This is a genomic window from Stenotrophomonas sp. KH_029 (genome assembly GCF_057839765.1).
The window spans coordinates 4,055,480-4,069,190 of the sequence record NZ_CM174498.1; the positions used below are offsets into that span (position 1 = coordinate 4,055,480).

The 13,711-nt window shown below is 70.3% G+C and carries 13 protein-coding genes; 11 read left to right on the top strand and 2 right to left on the bottom strand.

What is annotated here, in order from left to right:
• The first annotated feature begins 12 nt into the window (after window positions 1-12).
• The 3 genes from bioH to bioC are packed head-to-tail and all read left to right on the top strand — an operon-like array spanning window position 13 to window position 2,535.
• Entirely contained in the window at window positions 13-774 is a 762-nt protein-coding gene (gene bioH, locus AC3ITM_RS18160; RefSeq protein ID WP_489270136.1) for a pimeloyl-ACP methyl ester esterase BioH, read from the top strand.
• A gap of 59 nt (window positions 775-833) precedes the next feature.
• Window positions 834-1,616: an SDR family oxidoreductase gene (locus tag AC3ITM_RS18165; protein WP_489267037.1), complete on the top strand. Its 783-nt coding sequence runs from the start codon at window positions 834-836 to the stop codon at window positions 1,614-1,616.
• Window positions 1,617-1,650: 34 nt separating this feature from the next.
• Entirely contained in the window at window positions 1,651-2,535 is an 885-nt protein-coding gene (gene bioC, locus AC3ITM_RS18170) for a malonyl-ACP O-methyltransferase BioC (protein WP_489267039.1), read from the top strand.
• Window positions 2,536-2,592: 57 nt separating this feature from the next.
• On the opposite strand, the gene AC3ITM_RS18175 is transcribed toward bioC, so the two are convergent.
• Both AC3ITM_RS18175 and AC3ITM_RS18180 read right to left on the bottom strand, forming a co-directional pair.
• Complete coding sequence (locus tag AC3ITM_RS18175) at window positions 2,593-3,204, bottom strand: YdcF family protein (RefSeq protein WP_489267041.1); 612 nt, start codon at window positions 3,202-3,204, stop codon at window positions 2,593-2,595.
• Window positions 3,189-4,148, bottom strand: coding sequence for a pyridoxal-phosphate dependent enzyme (locus tag AC3ITM_RS18180; protein ID WP_489267043.1), 960 nt, complete (start codon window positions 4,146-4,148; stop codon window positions 3,189-3,191). Before AC3ITM_RS18180 ends, AC3ITM_RS18175 begins: the two co-directional genes overlap by 16 nt.
• 271 nt (window positions 4,149-4,419) lie before the next feature.
• On the opposite strand from AC3ITM_RS18180, the gene AC3ITM_RS18185 reads away from it, so the two are divergent.
• The 8 genes from AC3ITM_RS18185 (at window position 4,420) to AC3ITM_RS18220 (ending at window position 13,705) form a co-directional block, all read left to right on the top strand.
• Complete coding sequence (locus AC3ITM_RS18185; protein WP_489267045.1) at window positions 4,420-4,929, top strand: hypothetical protein; 510 nt, start codon at window positions 4,420-4,422, stop codon at window positions 4,927-4,929.
• A 556-nt stretch (window positions 4,930-5,485) separates the two neighbouring features.
• On the top strand, window positions 5,486-7,375 hold the full coding sequence (gene mnmG / locus AC3ITM_RS18190; protein ID WP_489267046.1) for a tRNA uridine-5-carboxymethylaminomethyl(34) synthesis enzyme MnmG: 1,890 nt from the start codon (window positions 5,486-5,488) through the stop codon (window positions 7,373-7,375).
• Window positions 7,376-7,504: 129 nt separating this feature from the next.
• Entirely contained in the window at window positions 7,505-8,035 is a 531-nt protein-coding gene (locus tag AC3ITM_RS18195) for a gamma carbonic anhydrase family protein (protein ID WP_489267047.1), read from the top strand.
• A gap of 167 nt (window positions 8,036-8,202) precedes the next feature.
• The gene (locus AC3ITM_RS18200) at window positions 8,203-8,892 is read left to right on the top strand and encodes an RDD family protein (RefSeq protein ID WP_489267049.1); all 690 of its coding nucleotides are present in this window, start codon (window positions 8,203-8,205) and stop codon (window positions 8,890-8,892) included.
• On the top strand, window positions 8,889-9,881 hold the full coding sequence (locus tag AC3ITM_RS18205; RefSeq protein WP_489267050.1) for a stage II sporulation protein M: 993 nt from the start codon (window positions 8,889-8,891) through the stop codon (window positions 9,879-9,881). Before AC3ITM_RS18200 ends, AC3ITM_RS18205 begins: the two co-directional genes overlap by 4 nt.
• A complete protein-coding gene (locus AC3ITM_RS18210; RefSeq protein ID WP_489267052.1) occupies window positions 9,871-11,511 on the top strand; it encodes a DUF4129 domain-containing protein in 1,641 nt (546 codons plus the stop codon). Before AC3ITM_RS18205 ends, AC3ITM_RS18210 begins: the two co-directional genes overlap by 11 nt.
• Window positions 11,508-12,695, top strand: coding sequence for a DUF4350 domain-containing protein (locus AC3ITM_RS18215; protein ID WP_489267054.1), 1,188 nt, complete (start codon window positions 11,508-11,510; stop codon window positions 12,693-12,695). Before AC3ITM_RS18210 ends, AC3ITM_RS18215 begins: the two co-directional genes overlap by 4 nt.
• Window positions 12,692-13,705: an AAA family ATPase gene (locus tag AC3ITM_RS18220; protein WP_228886091.1), complete on the top strand. Its 1,014-nt coding sequence runs from the start codon at window positions 12,692-12,694 to the stop codon at window positions 13,703-13,705. The genes AC3ITM_RS18215 and AC3ITM_RS18220 overlap by 4 nt, the downstream gene beginning before the upstream one ends.
• Window positions 13,706-13,711: the final 6 nt, after the last annotated feature.

Consider the following 13,711-nt stretch of genomic DNA (forward strand, 5'->3'; position numbering starts at 1 on the left):
GTCGCGGTGAGCCTGCATATCGAGGTGGTCGGCCAGGGCCCGGCGCTGGTCCTGATCCATGGCTGGGCGCTGCACGGCGGGGTATTTGCGCCCCTGGTCGAACGCCTGTCGGCGCAGTACCAGCTGCACCTGGTCGATCTGCCCGGGCATGGCGCCAGCGGCGACGACACCACCCCGTTGCGGTTGCCGCACGTGGTCAACGCGATCGCCGCGGCCACCCCGCCGGCAGTGTGGTGCGGCTGGTCGCTGGGCGGGCTGTTCGCCCTGCATGCCGCCGCGACGCTGCCGCAGGTGCGCGCACTGGCGATGATCGCCGCCACCCCGCGCTTCGTGCGCGGCGACCACTGGCCGCATGCGGTCGAGCCGGCGGTGTTCCAACAGTTCGGCCAGGACCTGGCCCGGGACTACCGCGGCACCCTGGAACGCTTCCTGGCCCTGGATGCGATCGGCTCCGAGCACGCCCGGCAGGAACTGCGCACGCTGCGCGGGATGCTCATCGCCCGCGGCGAGCCGGCCCCACGTGCGCTGCACGAAGGCTTGCGCCTGCTGGAAACCGCCGACCTGCGCGGCGCCCTGCCCGGGCTGGGCAAGCCCAGCCTGTGGCTGGCCGGGCAGCGCGACCGGCTGGTGTCGGCGCATGCGATGCAGGCCGCCGCAGCGCTGGCGCCGGGCGCGCAGGTGCAGGTCATCGCGCAGGGCGGCCATGCGCCGTTCCTCGGCCATGCCGACCAGGTCGCCGCCCTGCTGCAACACTTTGTTGCCGCGTTGCCCTGAGCCATTGGCCGCACGCATCACCGATCATGTACGCCTGCCATTCACCACGGAGCTGAGCCATGGATCTTGGAATCACCGGACGCTGGGCCCTGGTCTGCGCCGCCAGCAAGGGATTGGGCCTGGGCTGCGCGCGGGCACTGGTGCGCGAGGGCGTCAACGTGGTGGTGGCCGCACGCGGCGAAGACGCGCTTGAGCGCGCCGTGCTGGAACTACGGGCACTGCCCGGTGCGCACAGCGTGGTCGGGGTGGCCGCCGACATCACCACCGACGCCGGCCGTCAGGCGGCCCTGGCTGCCTGCCCGCAGGTGGACATCCTGGTCAACAACGCCGGCGGCCCACCGGCCGGCGATTTCCGCCAGTTCAGCCGCGAGGACTGGATCGCCGCGCTGGACGCCAACATGCTGGCCCCGATCGAACTGATCAAGGCGACCCTGGACGGCATGATCGAACGCGGCTTCGGCCGCATCGTCAACATCACCTCCTCCTCGGTGAAGGCACCGATCGACATCCTCGGGCTGTCCAACGGCGCCCGCTCGGGATTGACCGGCTTCGTCGCCGGCCTGGCCCGCAAGACCGTGGCCCACAACGTCACCCTCAACAACCTGCTGCCCGGCCAGTTCGACACCGACCGCCTGCGTGGCAACTTCGCCTACCTGGCGCAGCAGCAGGGCATCGACGCCGGCCAGGTCGCCGAGCGCAAGCGTACCCACATTCCCGCCGGCCGCTTCGGTACCGCCGATGAATTCGGCGCCGCCTGCGCGTTCCTGTGCAGCGCCCAGGCCGGCTACATCACCGGGCAGAACCTGCTGATCGACGGCGGCGCCTACCCGGGCACCTTCTGACCCCACGCAACACCGCGTCCGCATCGAGTACCCCATGACCGCCAGTTTCGATCCCCACCATGTCCGCCGTGCGTTCTCGCGCGCCGCCAGCAGCTACGACGCCGCCGCCGCGCTGCAGCGCGAAGTGGAAAAGCGCCTGCTGGAATCGCTGGATTACCTGGAAAACCGCCAACCGCAGGTGGTGCTGGATATCGGCAGCGGCACCGGCCACGCCAGTGCGGCGATGAAGAAGCGCTGGCCCAAGGCGCAGGTGATCGCGCTGGACCTGGCCGAGCCGATGCTGCACCAGGCCCGCAGGCAGGCCGGCTGGTGGAAGCCGTTCGCGCGCGTGTGCGGCGATGCGCAGGCCCTGCCGCTGCTGGACCAGAGCGTGGATGTGATCTTCAGCAATCTGTGCCTGCAATGGGTGGAAGACCTGCCGGCGGTGTTCGCCGGTTTCCGCCGCGCACTCAAGCCCGGCGGGCTGCTGGTGTGCTCCACGTTCGGGCCGGAAACGCTGATCGAACTGCGCGAGGCCTTCGCCCAGGCCGACACGGTGCCGCACGTCAGCCGCTTTGCGCCGATCGCGCAGTTCGGCGATGCGCTGATGATGTCCGGTTTCCGCGACCCGGTGCTGGACCGCGACCTGTTCACCCTGACCTACCCCGACCTGACCGCGCTGATGCGCGAACTGCAGGCCATCGGCGCCACCAACGCCCGCCACGACCGCCGCCATACGCTGACCGGGCGCGGCCGTTTCGACGCCGCGCGCGCCGCCTACGAGCCGCTGCGCCGCGCCGACGGCAAGCTGCCCAGCAGCTGGGAAGTGATCTATGCGCATGCATGGGCACCGGAGGCCGGCGCGCCTATCCGCGAACACGGCCACGATGTGGCCAGCGTACCGGTCTCGGCGATTCCGATCCGGCGGCGCTACACGTAATGCGCCGGCTACCGTGGGCCATTGCGTGGATGGGGCTTGGCGTGCAGCCGGCCGGGTCTACGCCGGGAACAGGTCGCGGTGGAAGAAGTAGATTTCCTGCACCAGGAACCGCCAGCTGGTATGGAAGCTGCGGAAACGCGTGCTCGGCGTCGAGGACGCCAGCGCATCGATGCCCAGCTCGCGCGCCAGGCGCAGCGCGCGCGCCATATGCAGCGGATCGCTGACGATGATCACCCGGTGCAGCTTGCGTTGCTGCATCAACCGGCGCGCTTCGATCAGGTTCTGCCGGGTGGTGCGTGAGGCGGTCTCGATCAGGATCGCCTCATCCGGCACGCCCTGCTTGAGCGCATAGCGGCGCGCCACCTGCGATTCGGCGAAGCGCGCGCCGCTGCCGCCATAGCCGCCGGTGAAGATCAGCAGCGGCGCATAGCCCTGCTGGTACAGGTCCAGGCCGTGGCGGATGCGCTCTTCGAACACCGGCGAGGGCTTGGCATCGTAGGCGGCGGCACCCAGCACGATGATCGCATCGGCCTTGGCCGCCTGGTCGCGCTCGCCCACCCACACAATCCAGGTGGTCACGCACAGCAGCCAGGCCACCAGCACGATGCACAGCCGCCACAGCCAGCCCAGCACGCCCACCCCGGCCCGCCGGCTCACGCGCCCGCCCACGGCAGCGCGTCCAGGTCGACGTTGCCGCCGGACAGCACCACCCCGACCCGCTGCCCGGCAAACCGCGCCGGCGCGGACAGCACCGCCGCCAGCGCGATCGCCGAAGACGGCTCCACCACTTGCTTGAGCACCTGCCAGATCAGCCGCATCGCCGCCACGGTGTCCGCATCGGTGACGGTGATCACGCTGGCCGCCGGGTGCAGCAGGGCGAAATTGGGCGCGCCCAGGGTGCCGCGCAGGCCATCGCAGATCGTGTCGGGGCTGAAATCGATGCGGCGCTGGCCGGCGGCCAGCGAACGCGCGGTATCGGCCGCGCCCTCCGGCTCGGCCAGCACCAGCCGGGTCTGCGCGGCCACCGCCTGCAGCGCCAGCCGCGTCCCCGCCGCCAGGCCCCCCCCGCCCACCGGTACCACCATCACGTCGAACGGGCCGTGGCTGTGCAGCAGTTCCAGCGCGGCCGTGCCCTGCCCGGCGATCACCTGGCGATCGGCGTAGGGGTGCACCAGGGTCGCCCCGGTTTCGGCCTGGACCTGGGCGCACATCGCCTCGCGCGCGGCGATCCCGGCCGCGCAGCGCCACATGGTCGCGCCATGGCGGACGATGTTGGCCAGCTTGGCCGCCACTGCGCCCTCGGGCACCACCACATGGCAGGCGATGTCGCGGGTGCGCGCCGCCAGCGCCAGCGCCGCGCCATGGTTGCCGGACGAATGGGTGACCACCCCGCGCGCGGCCTGCGCCGCGTCCAGCGCCCACACCGCATTGCAGGCGCCGCGGAACTTGAACGCCCCGCCGCGCTGCAGATGCTCGGCCTTGAACGCCAGACGAGCGCCCGCCAGCCCGTCGAGCACGTGCGAACCCAGCACCGGGGTCACGCTGGCATACGGGGCGATGCGTGCAGCGGCGGCCAGCAGATCGTCGACACAGGGCAAGGGTGAATCGCTCATGACGCAAGATTAACGTATGCCCCGCGCTCGCATCGCCTGCCATCGGGGGGAAGCCCCGGCCATGGCAATCCTCCATTCAGATCGGCGCAAGCTTCCCGTGCACCGCGCAGCGGACCCAGGCGCCGACAACCTCGTCCCGGGCGGCGTCAGCGCCAGCACCCGCCCCGCGCGCTATGGCGTATCGCCCACCGACACCGTTAAGGTGCGTAGTTAAGGGCCGATTCAATGCGCCGGGCTGAAGCTGCATCTACACCCTCTGGGGGGACCCATCATGAAAATGCGCCTGATCTTCGCCGGTGGCCTGCTGCTGGCCCTGTCCGGCTGCGCCACCTACGACTACGTCGGCGGTGGTGGCGGCAACGGCTACTACCACGGGGCACCGTCGGTGGAATACCGCTACCCCTATGGCTACCCCAACGGTTACGGCAGCGGCTACTACGGCGGTGGCTATTACGGTGGCGGTGGCTACGGCTATCCCGCCTATCGCCCCTACCCGAACTACCGGCCGTATCCAAACCACCGCCCGCCGCACAACCACCGCCCGCCGCCGCGCCCGGGCAATGGCAACGGCGGCAACGTGCGCCCGCCCGATCGCCCGCGTCCTTCCTACAACGGCGGCTCGCCGTGGCGGAACCTGGACTCGGTCGGGTCGCGCCCGCAGCCACAGCAGCGTCCGTCGCCGCCGCCGCAGGCACGCCCGGCCCAGGCACCGCGTCCATCGCAGCCCAGGATGAACGGTTCCCCATGGCGGAATTTGAACCAGCGCACAGTTGAGCCCTGATCCATCTTGATTTTCACGTGCCGAGCGGTTCAATCTAGGCGCGCAGTGACGGCCTCGGTCGAAAAGTGACAAAAGCGACACGGGGCGTCACAAACAGCTCTATGTCGATATCCGACAGGAACATCTGGATCCCCCCTGTTCCGGCCCTGTCGGATGTCGGCACCTCTCAAGCAAAAGGCCCCGCCAATGGCGGGGCCTTTTGTTTCTGGGCGGGCTTGTTCCGGGTGGCGTGTTCAGGGCCCGGCATGCGCCATATCGGGCCCGGCACCGGCCTGGCTGGCCCGGCCGCGGCCACCGGCGCGGAAAAAAACAGGGCCGACAGTCCCCCGACTGCCGGCCCTTCTGCTTCCCCGGGATGCGCATGGACCAGCCCCTGTTCCAATTCCGGTCCGTAGCGCCATGGCGCCTGCCATCCTGGGTGCTATTGGGTTATCTGCAGAAAACGTGCCAACTTGAGGGTTGTTTTCGTCGATCCGCGCGATTGGCGTTAAAATCGCCACCCGCGCCCTGCCCCAGGGCTGATCCGGGCCGTTGCCGCCCGCCCGAGCCCCACCCCATGACCGACTCCTTCTACCGCTACGACGTCATCGTGATCGGCGGCGGCCACGCCGGCACCGAAGCCGCGCTGGCGGCCGCGCGCAGCGGTGCGCGCACCCTGCTGCTGACCCACAACGTGGAAACCATCGGCGCGATGAGCTGCAATCCGGCCATTGGCGGCATCGGCAAGGGCCACCTGGTCAAGGAAATCGACGCACTCGGCGGTGCCATGGCGCATGCCGCCGACCGCGCCGGCATCCAGTGGCGCACCCTCAACGCCTCCAAGGGCCCGGCCGTGCGCGCCACCCGCTGCCAGGCCGATCGCAACCTGTACCGCATGGCGATCCGCCAGATCGTCGAGGCCCAGCCGAACCTGACCGTGTTCCAGGCCGCGGTGGACGATCTGCTGATCGACGGCGATGCCGTGCGCGGGGCGGTCACCCAGACCGGGCTGAGCTTCCATGCCCCGTCCGTGGTGCTGACTGCCGGCACCTTCCTGGCCGGCAAGATCCACGTCGGCCAGACCCAGTACGCCGCCGGGCGCATGGGCGACCCGCCGGCCACCACCCTGGCCGCGCGCCTGCGCGAGCGCCCGTTCGTGATCGACCGCCTGAAGACCGGCACCCCGCCGCGCATCGACGGCCGTTCGCTGGACTACACGGTGATGGACGAGCAGCCCGGCGACGACCCGCGCCCGGTGATGTCCTTCCTCGGCGACGTGGCCGAGCACCCGGCCCAGGTCAGTTGCTGGATCACCCACACCAGCGAGCGCACCCACGAGATCATCCGCAGCGCGCTGCACCGCTCGCCGTTGTACAGCGGCCAGATCGAGGGCATCGGCCCGCGCTACTGCCCCTCGATCGAGGACAAGGTGGTGCGTTTTGCCGAGAAGGCCAGCCACCAGATCTTCGTCGAGCCCGAAGGGCTGGACGTGGTCGAAATCTATCCCAACGGCATCTCCACGTCGTTGCCGTTCGACGTGCAGCTGGCCCTGGTGCGCAGCATCGCCGGCTTCGAGAATGCGCACATCACCCGCCCCGGCTATGCGATCGAGTACGACTACTTCGACCCGCGCGGGCTGGCCAACACGCTGCAGACCAAGACGGTGTCCGGGCTGTTCTTCGCCGGCCAGATCAACGGCACCACCGGCTATGAGGAAGCCGCCGCGCAGGGCCTGCTGGCCGGCATCAATGCGGCCCGCCACGTGCGCGGGGAAAGCGGCTGGTGCCCGCGCCGCGACGAGGCCTACCTGGGCGTGCTGGTCGACGACCTGATCACCCACGGCACCACCGAGCCGTACCGCATGTTCACCAGCCGCGCCGAATACCGGTTGCAGCTGCGCGAGGACAACGCCGATGTGCGCCTGACCGGCATCGGCCGCGAACTGGGCCTGGTCGATGAGCGCCGCTGGCGCGCATTCCAGACCAAGCAGGAGGCGGTGGCGCGCGAATCGGCGCGGCTGGGCGCGCTGTGGGTCACCCCGGGCAATGCACTGGGTCGCGAAGTGGAAGCCGCCCTGGGCGTGGCGGTCAGCCGCGAAACCACGGTGCTGGACCTGATCAAGCGCCCCGAACTGGACTACGCCACGCTGATGCAGGTGCCGTCGCTGGGCCCGGCAGTGGCCGATGCCAAGGTTGCCGAACAGGTCGAGATCGGGGTCAAGTACGCCGGCTACCTGGGCCGCCAGCGCGAGGAGATCGAGCGCCAGCAGCGCCATGAGAACACCGCGATCGCCACCGATTTCGACTATGCCGCCGTACGCGGTTTGTCGGCCGAAGTGCAACAGAAACTCGAACGCGTGCGCCCACAGACCCTCGGCCAGGCCCAGCGCATCCCCGGCATGACCCCGGCGGCGATTTCGCTGCTGCTGGTGCACCTGGAACGCGCAAGGCGAAGCCGCGTCGCGTGAATCAACGCATCCACGCACGGCGTGGATCTACGATCATGCGGCGTAGATCCACGCCATGCGTGGATATCGCGCGGCATGGTCCACGATGATCCGGCCAGCGGCCGGCACTACCAACACAGGAACTGCAGCATGTCCCCGATCCGCCCCTTCCTCGACAAGCTCCCGGTGCTGGGCCAACGCTGCTACATCGATCCGGCCTGCACCCTGATCGGCGAGGTGGAACTGGGCGATGACGTGTCGGTGTGGCCGGGCACGGTGATCCGCGGCGACGTCAACCATGTCCGGATCGGCGCGCGCAGCAATATCCAGGACGGCACCATCATCCATGTCAGCCACCACAGCCCCTACAACATGGGCGGCTACCCCACCCTGATCGGCGAAGGGGTCACCGTCGGCCATGGCACCATCATCCACGCCTGCACCATCGGCGATTACTGCCTGATCGGCATGGGCGCCTGCATCCTGGACGGGGCGCGGGTGGAGACCCATGGCTTCGTCGGTGCCGGGGCGGTGGTCGGCCCGGGCAAGGTGGTCGGCGAAGGCGAGCTGTGGGTGGGCAACCCGGCGCGCCGGGTGCGCAACCTGAGCAGCAAGGAAATCGAGTCGCTGCACTACTCGGCCGACCACTACGTGCGGCTGAAGGACCAATACCTGGGCTGATCACGGTCGCCTGCGTCGTTCCCGCCCCACCTGGCGCCTGCCGCTGGGCATCGACGCGGCCGCACGGTAAAGTCCACAGCCGACCAGGAAGCAGTCGAGAACCGCATGCCCCCGTTGGCAGCCGACCGGAGAGGATTCCGGCGCCCCCTTTCCCGCCGCGTGCGCCCATGAGCGCACCGATGCTGGATACCTACCGTGAAGTGATCACGCCCGAAGGCGTGCCGCTGCACCTGCCGGCTGCCGGCCCGGTGCCGCGTGCGCTGGCCTGGGCGATCGACTTCGGGGTGCGGCTGGGCGCGCTGATCGTGCTCAGCATTCCGCTGGCCTTTCTCGGCGACTTCGGCCAGGGCCTGTATCTGGCGCTGATGTTCCTGCTGATGTGGGCCTACACCATCGTGCAGGAAGCCTGCTGGGGCCGCACCCTGGGCAAGCGCGCGCTGGGCCTGCGGGTGGTGTCGCGCGATGGCGCGCCGATCGGCTGGATGGCCGCGGTCACCCGCAACCTGCTGCGCACCGTGGACATGCTGCCGTTCGCCTATGCGCTGGGGCTGCTGTCGAGCCTGTTCGACGCGCACGGGCGCCGCCTGGGCGACCTGGTGGCCGGTACCGTGGTGATCCACGACAGCCCGCGCCCGGTGGTGTCCCTACTGGCCATCGATACCGTACTGGCCCCGCCGCAACCGCTGCAGCCGGCCGAACAAGCGGCTGTGGTCGCCTTTGCCGAGCGCGCGCCGCGGCTGTCCGGTCCCCGCCAGCAGGAGCTGGCCGCGCTGGTCGCCCCGCTCAGCGGCGGCGCCGGCCAGGTCGGCGTGCTGCGCCTGTACGCGATCGCCAACTGGCTGCTGGGACGGCGATGAGACAGGAACAGTTCGTCATCCGTTACCAGGGCGAATGGCAGGCACTGGAACAGTGGCTGGCGCTGCGCGGCGACAGCGCGCGGCGCGCCCGCCAGCACGCCAATGCCGACACGCTCAACGACGAGGACATCCCGCAGCACTACCGGCGGCTGTGCCAGCAGCTGGCGCTGGCGCGCAAGCGCGGCTACAGCCCGCAGCTGGTGGCCCGCCTGCAGGCGCTGATGCAGCAGGGCCACAGCCTGCTGTACCGCACTCCCGCGCCACGCTGGCGGCGTGCGCTGGAATTCCTGTTCGCCGATTTCCCGCAGCTGGTACGCAGCCAGGCGCGCAGCATGTGGGTGGCCACCGCCTTGTTCGTGGTGCCGCTGGTGGGCAGTTTCGCGCTGCTCCAATGGCACCCGCAGCTGATCCACCTGCTGATGGACAACGGCCAGATCGCCGAGTTCGAACGCATGTACGACCCGGCCTCGCCACACCTGGGGCGCGACAGCGGCACCGACTGGATGATGTTCGGCCACTACATCATGAACAACATCAGCATCGGTCTGCGCACTTTCGCCAGCGGCCTGCTGGCCGGGGTCGGCACGGTACTGGTGCTGCTGTTCAACGGCCTGACCATCGGGGCGGTGGCCGGCCACCTGCAGCACATCGGCCATGGCGATCCGTTCTGGCGCTTCGTGGTCGGCCACGGCGCGTTCGAGCTGACCGCGATCGTGATCGCCGGCGGCGCCGGCCTGCAGCTGGGCATGAAGCTGCTGGCACCCGGCCGGCGGCGGCGGGTCGATGCGATGGTCGAGGGCGGGATGATCGGCGCGCGGCTGTGCCTGGGCGTGGCGGCGATGCTGCTCGTAGCCGCCTTCATCGAAGCCTTCTGGTCGTCCATCGCGCAGGTACCGGCCTGGGGCAAGTACGGCGTGGCGGTGGTGTTGTGGACGCTGGTGCTGGGCTGGCTGTGGCGTGGCGGACGCGGAGCCGGCCATGCGCATTGAGCAGCTGGACGTGGTGCTGCGCGCGCGCAGCGGCTGGGAGGCGATGGAACTGGGCACCGCGCTGGTGCGCCGGCATGCGCGGGCGATCTGGGCACCGTGCCTGCTGCTGGGCCTGCCGCTGTTTGCGCTGGTCAATGCGCTGGCCTGGTGGGCCGATGCGTTCGGCCTGGCCTGGCTGCTGATGTGGTGGCTCAAGCCGGTGTTCGACCGGATCACGCTGTATGTGCTTTCGCGCGGCGTGTTCGGCGATACCCCCGGCACACTGCAGACCCTGCGCGCGCAGCGGCATTGGGGCGGCAGCGGCTTCTGGGGCTACCTGGGCTGGCGCCGTTTCAGCCCGCTGCGCACGCTGCTGCTGCCGGCCAACCTGCTGGAAGGCAACCCGCCCGCGCAACAGGGCGCCCGCCGCCGTGCGATCGCCAGCGACGCCTTCTTCCATGCGCTGTTGCTGACCACGGTATGCATGGTGTTCGAACTGGTACTGGTGGCCGGCGGCATCGCGGCGGTGTTCATGTTCGTGCCGTTCGAACTGCTGTCCGACTCCTGGCGCGCGGCACTGGACATGGTCCGCGAAGACACCCCGGCCTGGGCGCTGCTGGGCCTGAACCTGGCGTTCTGGCTGGCCGCCAGCCTGATCGGGCCGTTCTACACCGGGGCCGGTTTCGGCCTGTACCTCAACCGCCGCACCGAAATGGAAGCCTGGGACGTGGAGATCGCGTTCCGGCGCCTGGCGACCCGCCTGCAGCAGGCCGCGCCGCTGCTGGCACTGGTGCTGGTGCTGGGCTGGCCCGGCGGCACGCTGCACGCGCAGGAGGCCGCGCCGCACACCACCGGCGCGCAGGCCGCTTCGGAGCTGGATGCTCTGCTGGGCAAGGATGACGCAGCCGACGATGAAGCCGGCGAAGACGAGGTACCGCTGGACCACCGCAACGATCCGGCCAACACCCCCGCGGTGATCTTCGCCGACCGCGGCGCGGACACCGCCGGCTTCCGCCAGGCGGTGCAGCGCGCCTACGAAGACCCGCTGCAGAGCCCGACCCGCAAGGTGAGCCGCTGGCAGCGCACGCTGGACGAAGCGCTGCGCAAGGAAAAGGAAAAACAGGACGCCGCCAACGCCCGCGGCGCCCGCAGCCGTGCCAAGGGCCCGCTGTTGCCGGCACAGATCGCCGAGTGGATGTTGTGGGGGCTGGTAGGGATACTGCTGGTATTGCTGCTGGTTACCGCACCGCGCTGGCTGCGTTGGTTGCGCGGTTCCGGCGGCCGCCGCAGCGCGGTGGCGGCTGCGGTGGTCGAAGAAGCGATCGTGCTGCCCGAGGTGGTGCCGCCCGATCCGGCCGCGCAGGCGCGCACGCTGTGGCAACAGGGTCGCCCGCGCCAGGCACTGGCGCTGCTGTACCGCGCCAGCGTGGACTCGATGAGCGAGCGTGCGCAGATCAGCCTGCCGCCCGGCGCCACCGAGGCGCAGTGCCTGCGCGCGTCGCGGCGCATGCCCGACCCGGCCGACCGTGACCTGTTCGCGCGCATCGTGCAGGTCTGGCAATACGCGGCCTACGCCGGCCAGCTGCCCTCCAGCGAAGCCTTCGACACCCTGGCCGGTACCCTGCTGCAACAGTTCCGGTGGCGCGCATGAGTACCCGCCTGCGCTGGCTGCTGCTCGGGACGGTGTTGCTGCTGGTCGGCGTGCCGGCCGCGATCGTGTTCCTGCGCACCCACGAACGGGTCGACGAGATCGAGCAGCTGGCCCCACGCGGCGAAGCCAGCTACAACCCGTTGTACGTACTCGGCCAGGCACTGCGGGCCGACGGCATCAGCGTGCAGTCGCAGCCGCGCCTGGACCTGGCCACGATGCCGCTGCAGCCGCACGACACCCTGGTGCTGCTGCAGGACAGCGCCGACCTGCCACCGTCCAGCGCCCGGGCACTGCTGGCCTGGGTGGCGCGCGGCGGCCACCTGCTGGTGCGCACGCCACCGCTCGCCCCGGCCGACCTGGACAGCAACGGCCCGCTGCTGGACGCCTTGGGCGTGGATGCCCGCGGGCATGACAGCAGCTGCCAACCGTTCCATGTGGCCGATGATCCGCACCATATCGAGTTCTGCCTGGGCCGCCGCTTCGCCCTGGCGCCGCCGGCGGGCATGCGCGTGGCGCACCGCTGGGGCGATGACGAGGACGGCCTGGTGTTCGCCCGGCTGGCCCACGGCCGGGGCAGCATCGATGTGCTGGCCGACATGGAATTCATGAAGGGCCAGGGCCGCCCTGCGCCGGCCGAGGCGTCCGCCGGCAAGGCGGGCAGGAATATCGACGGCCTGCACGACAAGGCCCACCGCGACCTGACCCGCTACCTGCTGGCGCCGCGCTACGGCCAGGGCACGATGTGGCTGGTGTACGCCTCGCGCCCGCCGTCGCTGTGGCAGCGCCTGTTCTTCCAGGGCTGGCCGGTGTGGGTGCCGCTGTTGCTGGCCCTGCTGGGCTGGTTGTGGCTGCGCGCGCAGCGCATGGGCAGCCTGTTGCCGTCGCCGGCGATCGAACGCCGTTCGCTGCTGGAGCATGTGCGCGCCAGCGGCGAACACCTGCTGCGCTATGGCAAGACGCCGCTGCTGTACGACGCGGTGCGCCGCGCCTTCCTCGGCCGGCTGCGGCGCCGCGCGCCGGCCGCCGCCGCACTCGGCGGCGACGCCCAGGTGCACGCCATCGCCACCTTGCTGCACTGGCCCCATGCCCGCGTCCAGACCGCGTTGCACGCACCGGCCTCGCAAGACGTGGCCGGCCTGCGCGAGCGCATCCGCCTGCTGATCCAGATGAGAAACCTGCTATGACCGAGCCGACCGTTCCGCCGCCGCTGTCTCCTCCCGAACCGTCGCCGGCCGCCGCCGGACCGACCCTGGCCGCGCGCGTGGATGCCGTGCGCGAGGCGGTGGGCCGTGCCTTCATCGGCCAGCCCGAAGTACTCGACCAGATCCTGATCGCGCTGCTGGCCGGCGGCCATGTGCTGATCGAAGGCGTGCCCGGGCTGGGCAAGACCCTGCTGGTACGCGCACTGGCGCAGGCGCTGGAGCTGGACTACGGGCGCGTGCAGTTCACCCCCGACCTGATGCCCAGCGATGTCAGCGGCCACGCGGTGTACGACCCCAAATCGGAAAGCTTCAAGATCCGCCGCGGCCCGGTGTTCACCAACCTGCTGCTGGCCGACGAAATCAACCGCGCCCCGGCCAAGACCCAGTCCGCGCTGCTGGAAGTGATGCAGGAGGGCCAGGTCACCATCGAGGGCAAGTCGTTCGCGCTGACCCCGCCGTTCCTGGCGCTGGCCACGCAGAACCCGGTCGAGCAGGAGGGCACCTACCCGTTGCCCGAAGCGCAGCTGGACCGCTTCCTGCTCAAGGTGCTGATCGACTACCCGCAGCTGGAAGACGAAAAGCGCATGGTCGATGCGATCACCACCGGGCGCAGCGCGGCCGACTTCGACCTGTCCCAGGTGCCGCGCGTGCTGACCGCCGCCGAGGTGGTGGCGCTGCAGCAGGCCACCGCGGCGATCACCGTCGACCCGCAGGTGATCGACTATGCCGTGCGCATCGTCGCCGCCACCCGCCAGTGGCCGGGCATCGCGCTGGGCGCCGGCCCGCGCGGCAGCATCGCGCTGGTGCGTGCCGCGCGCGCGCAGGCGGTGCTGGCCGGGCGCGATTTCGTCACCCCCGATGATGTGCGCGACATCGCCAAACCGGCGTTGCGTCACCGCATCGCGCTGGCCCCGGAGCTGCAGATCGAAGGCCAGTCGGCCGACGATGCGCTGACCGCGCTGCTGGCCAAGGTGGAAGCGCCGCGCAAATGAGCCCGT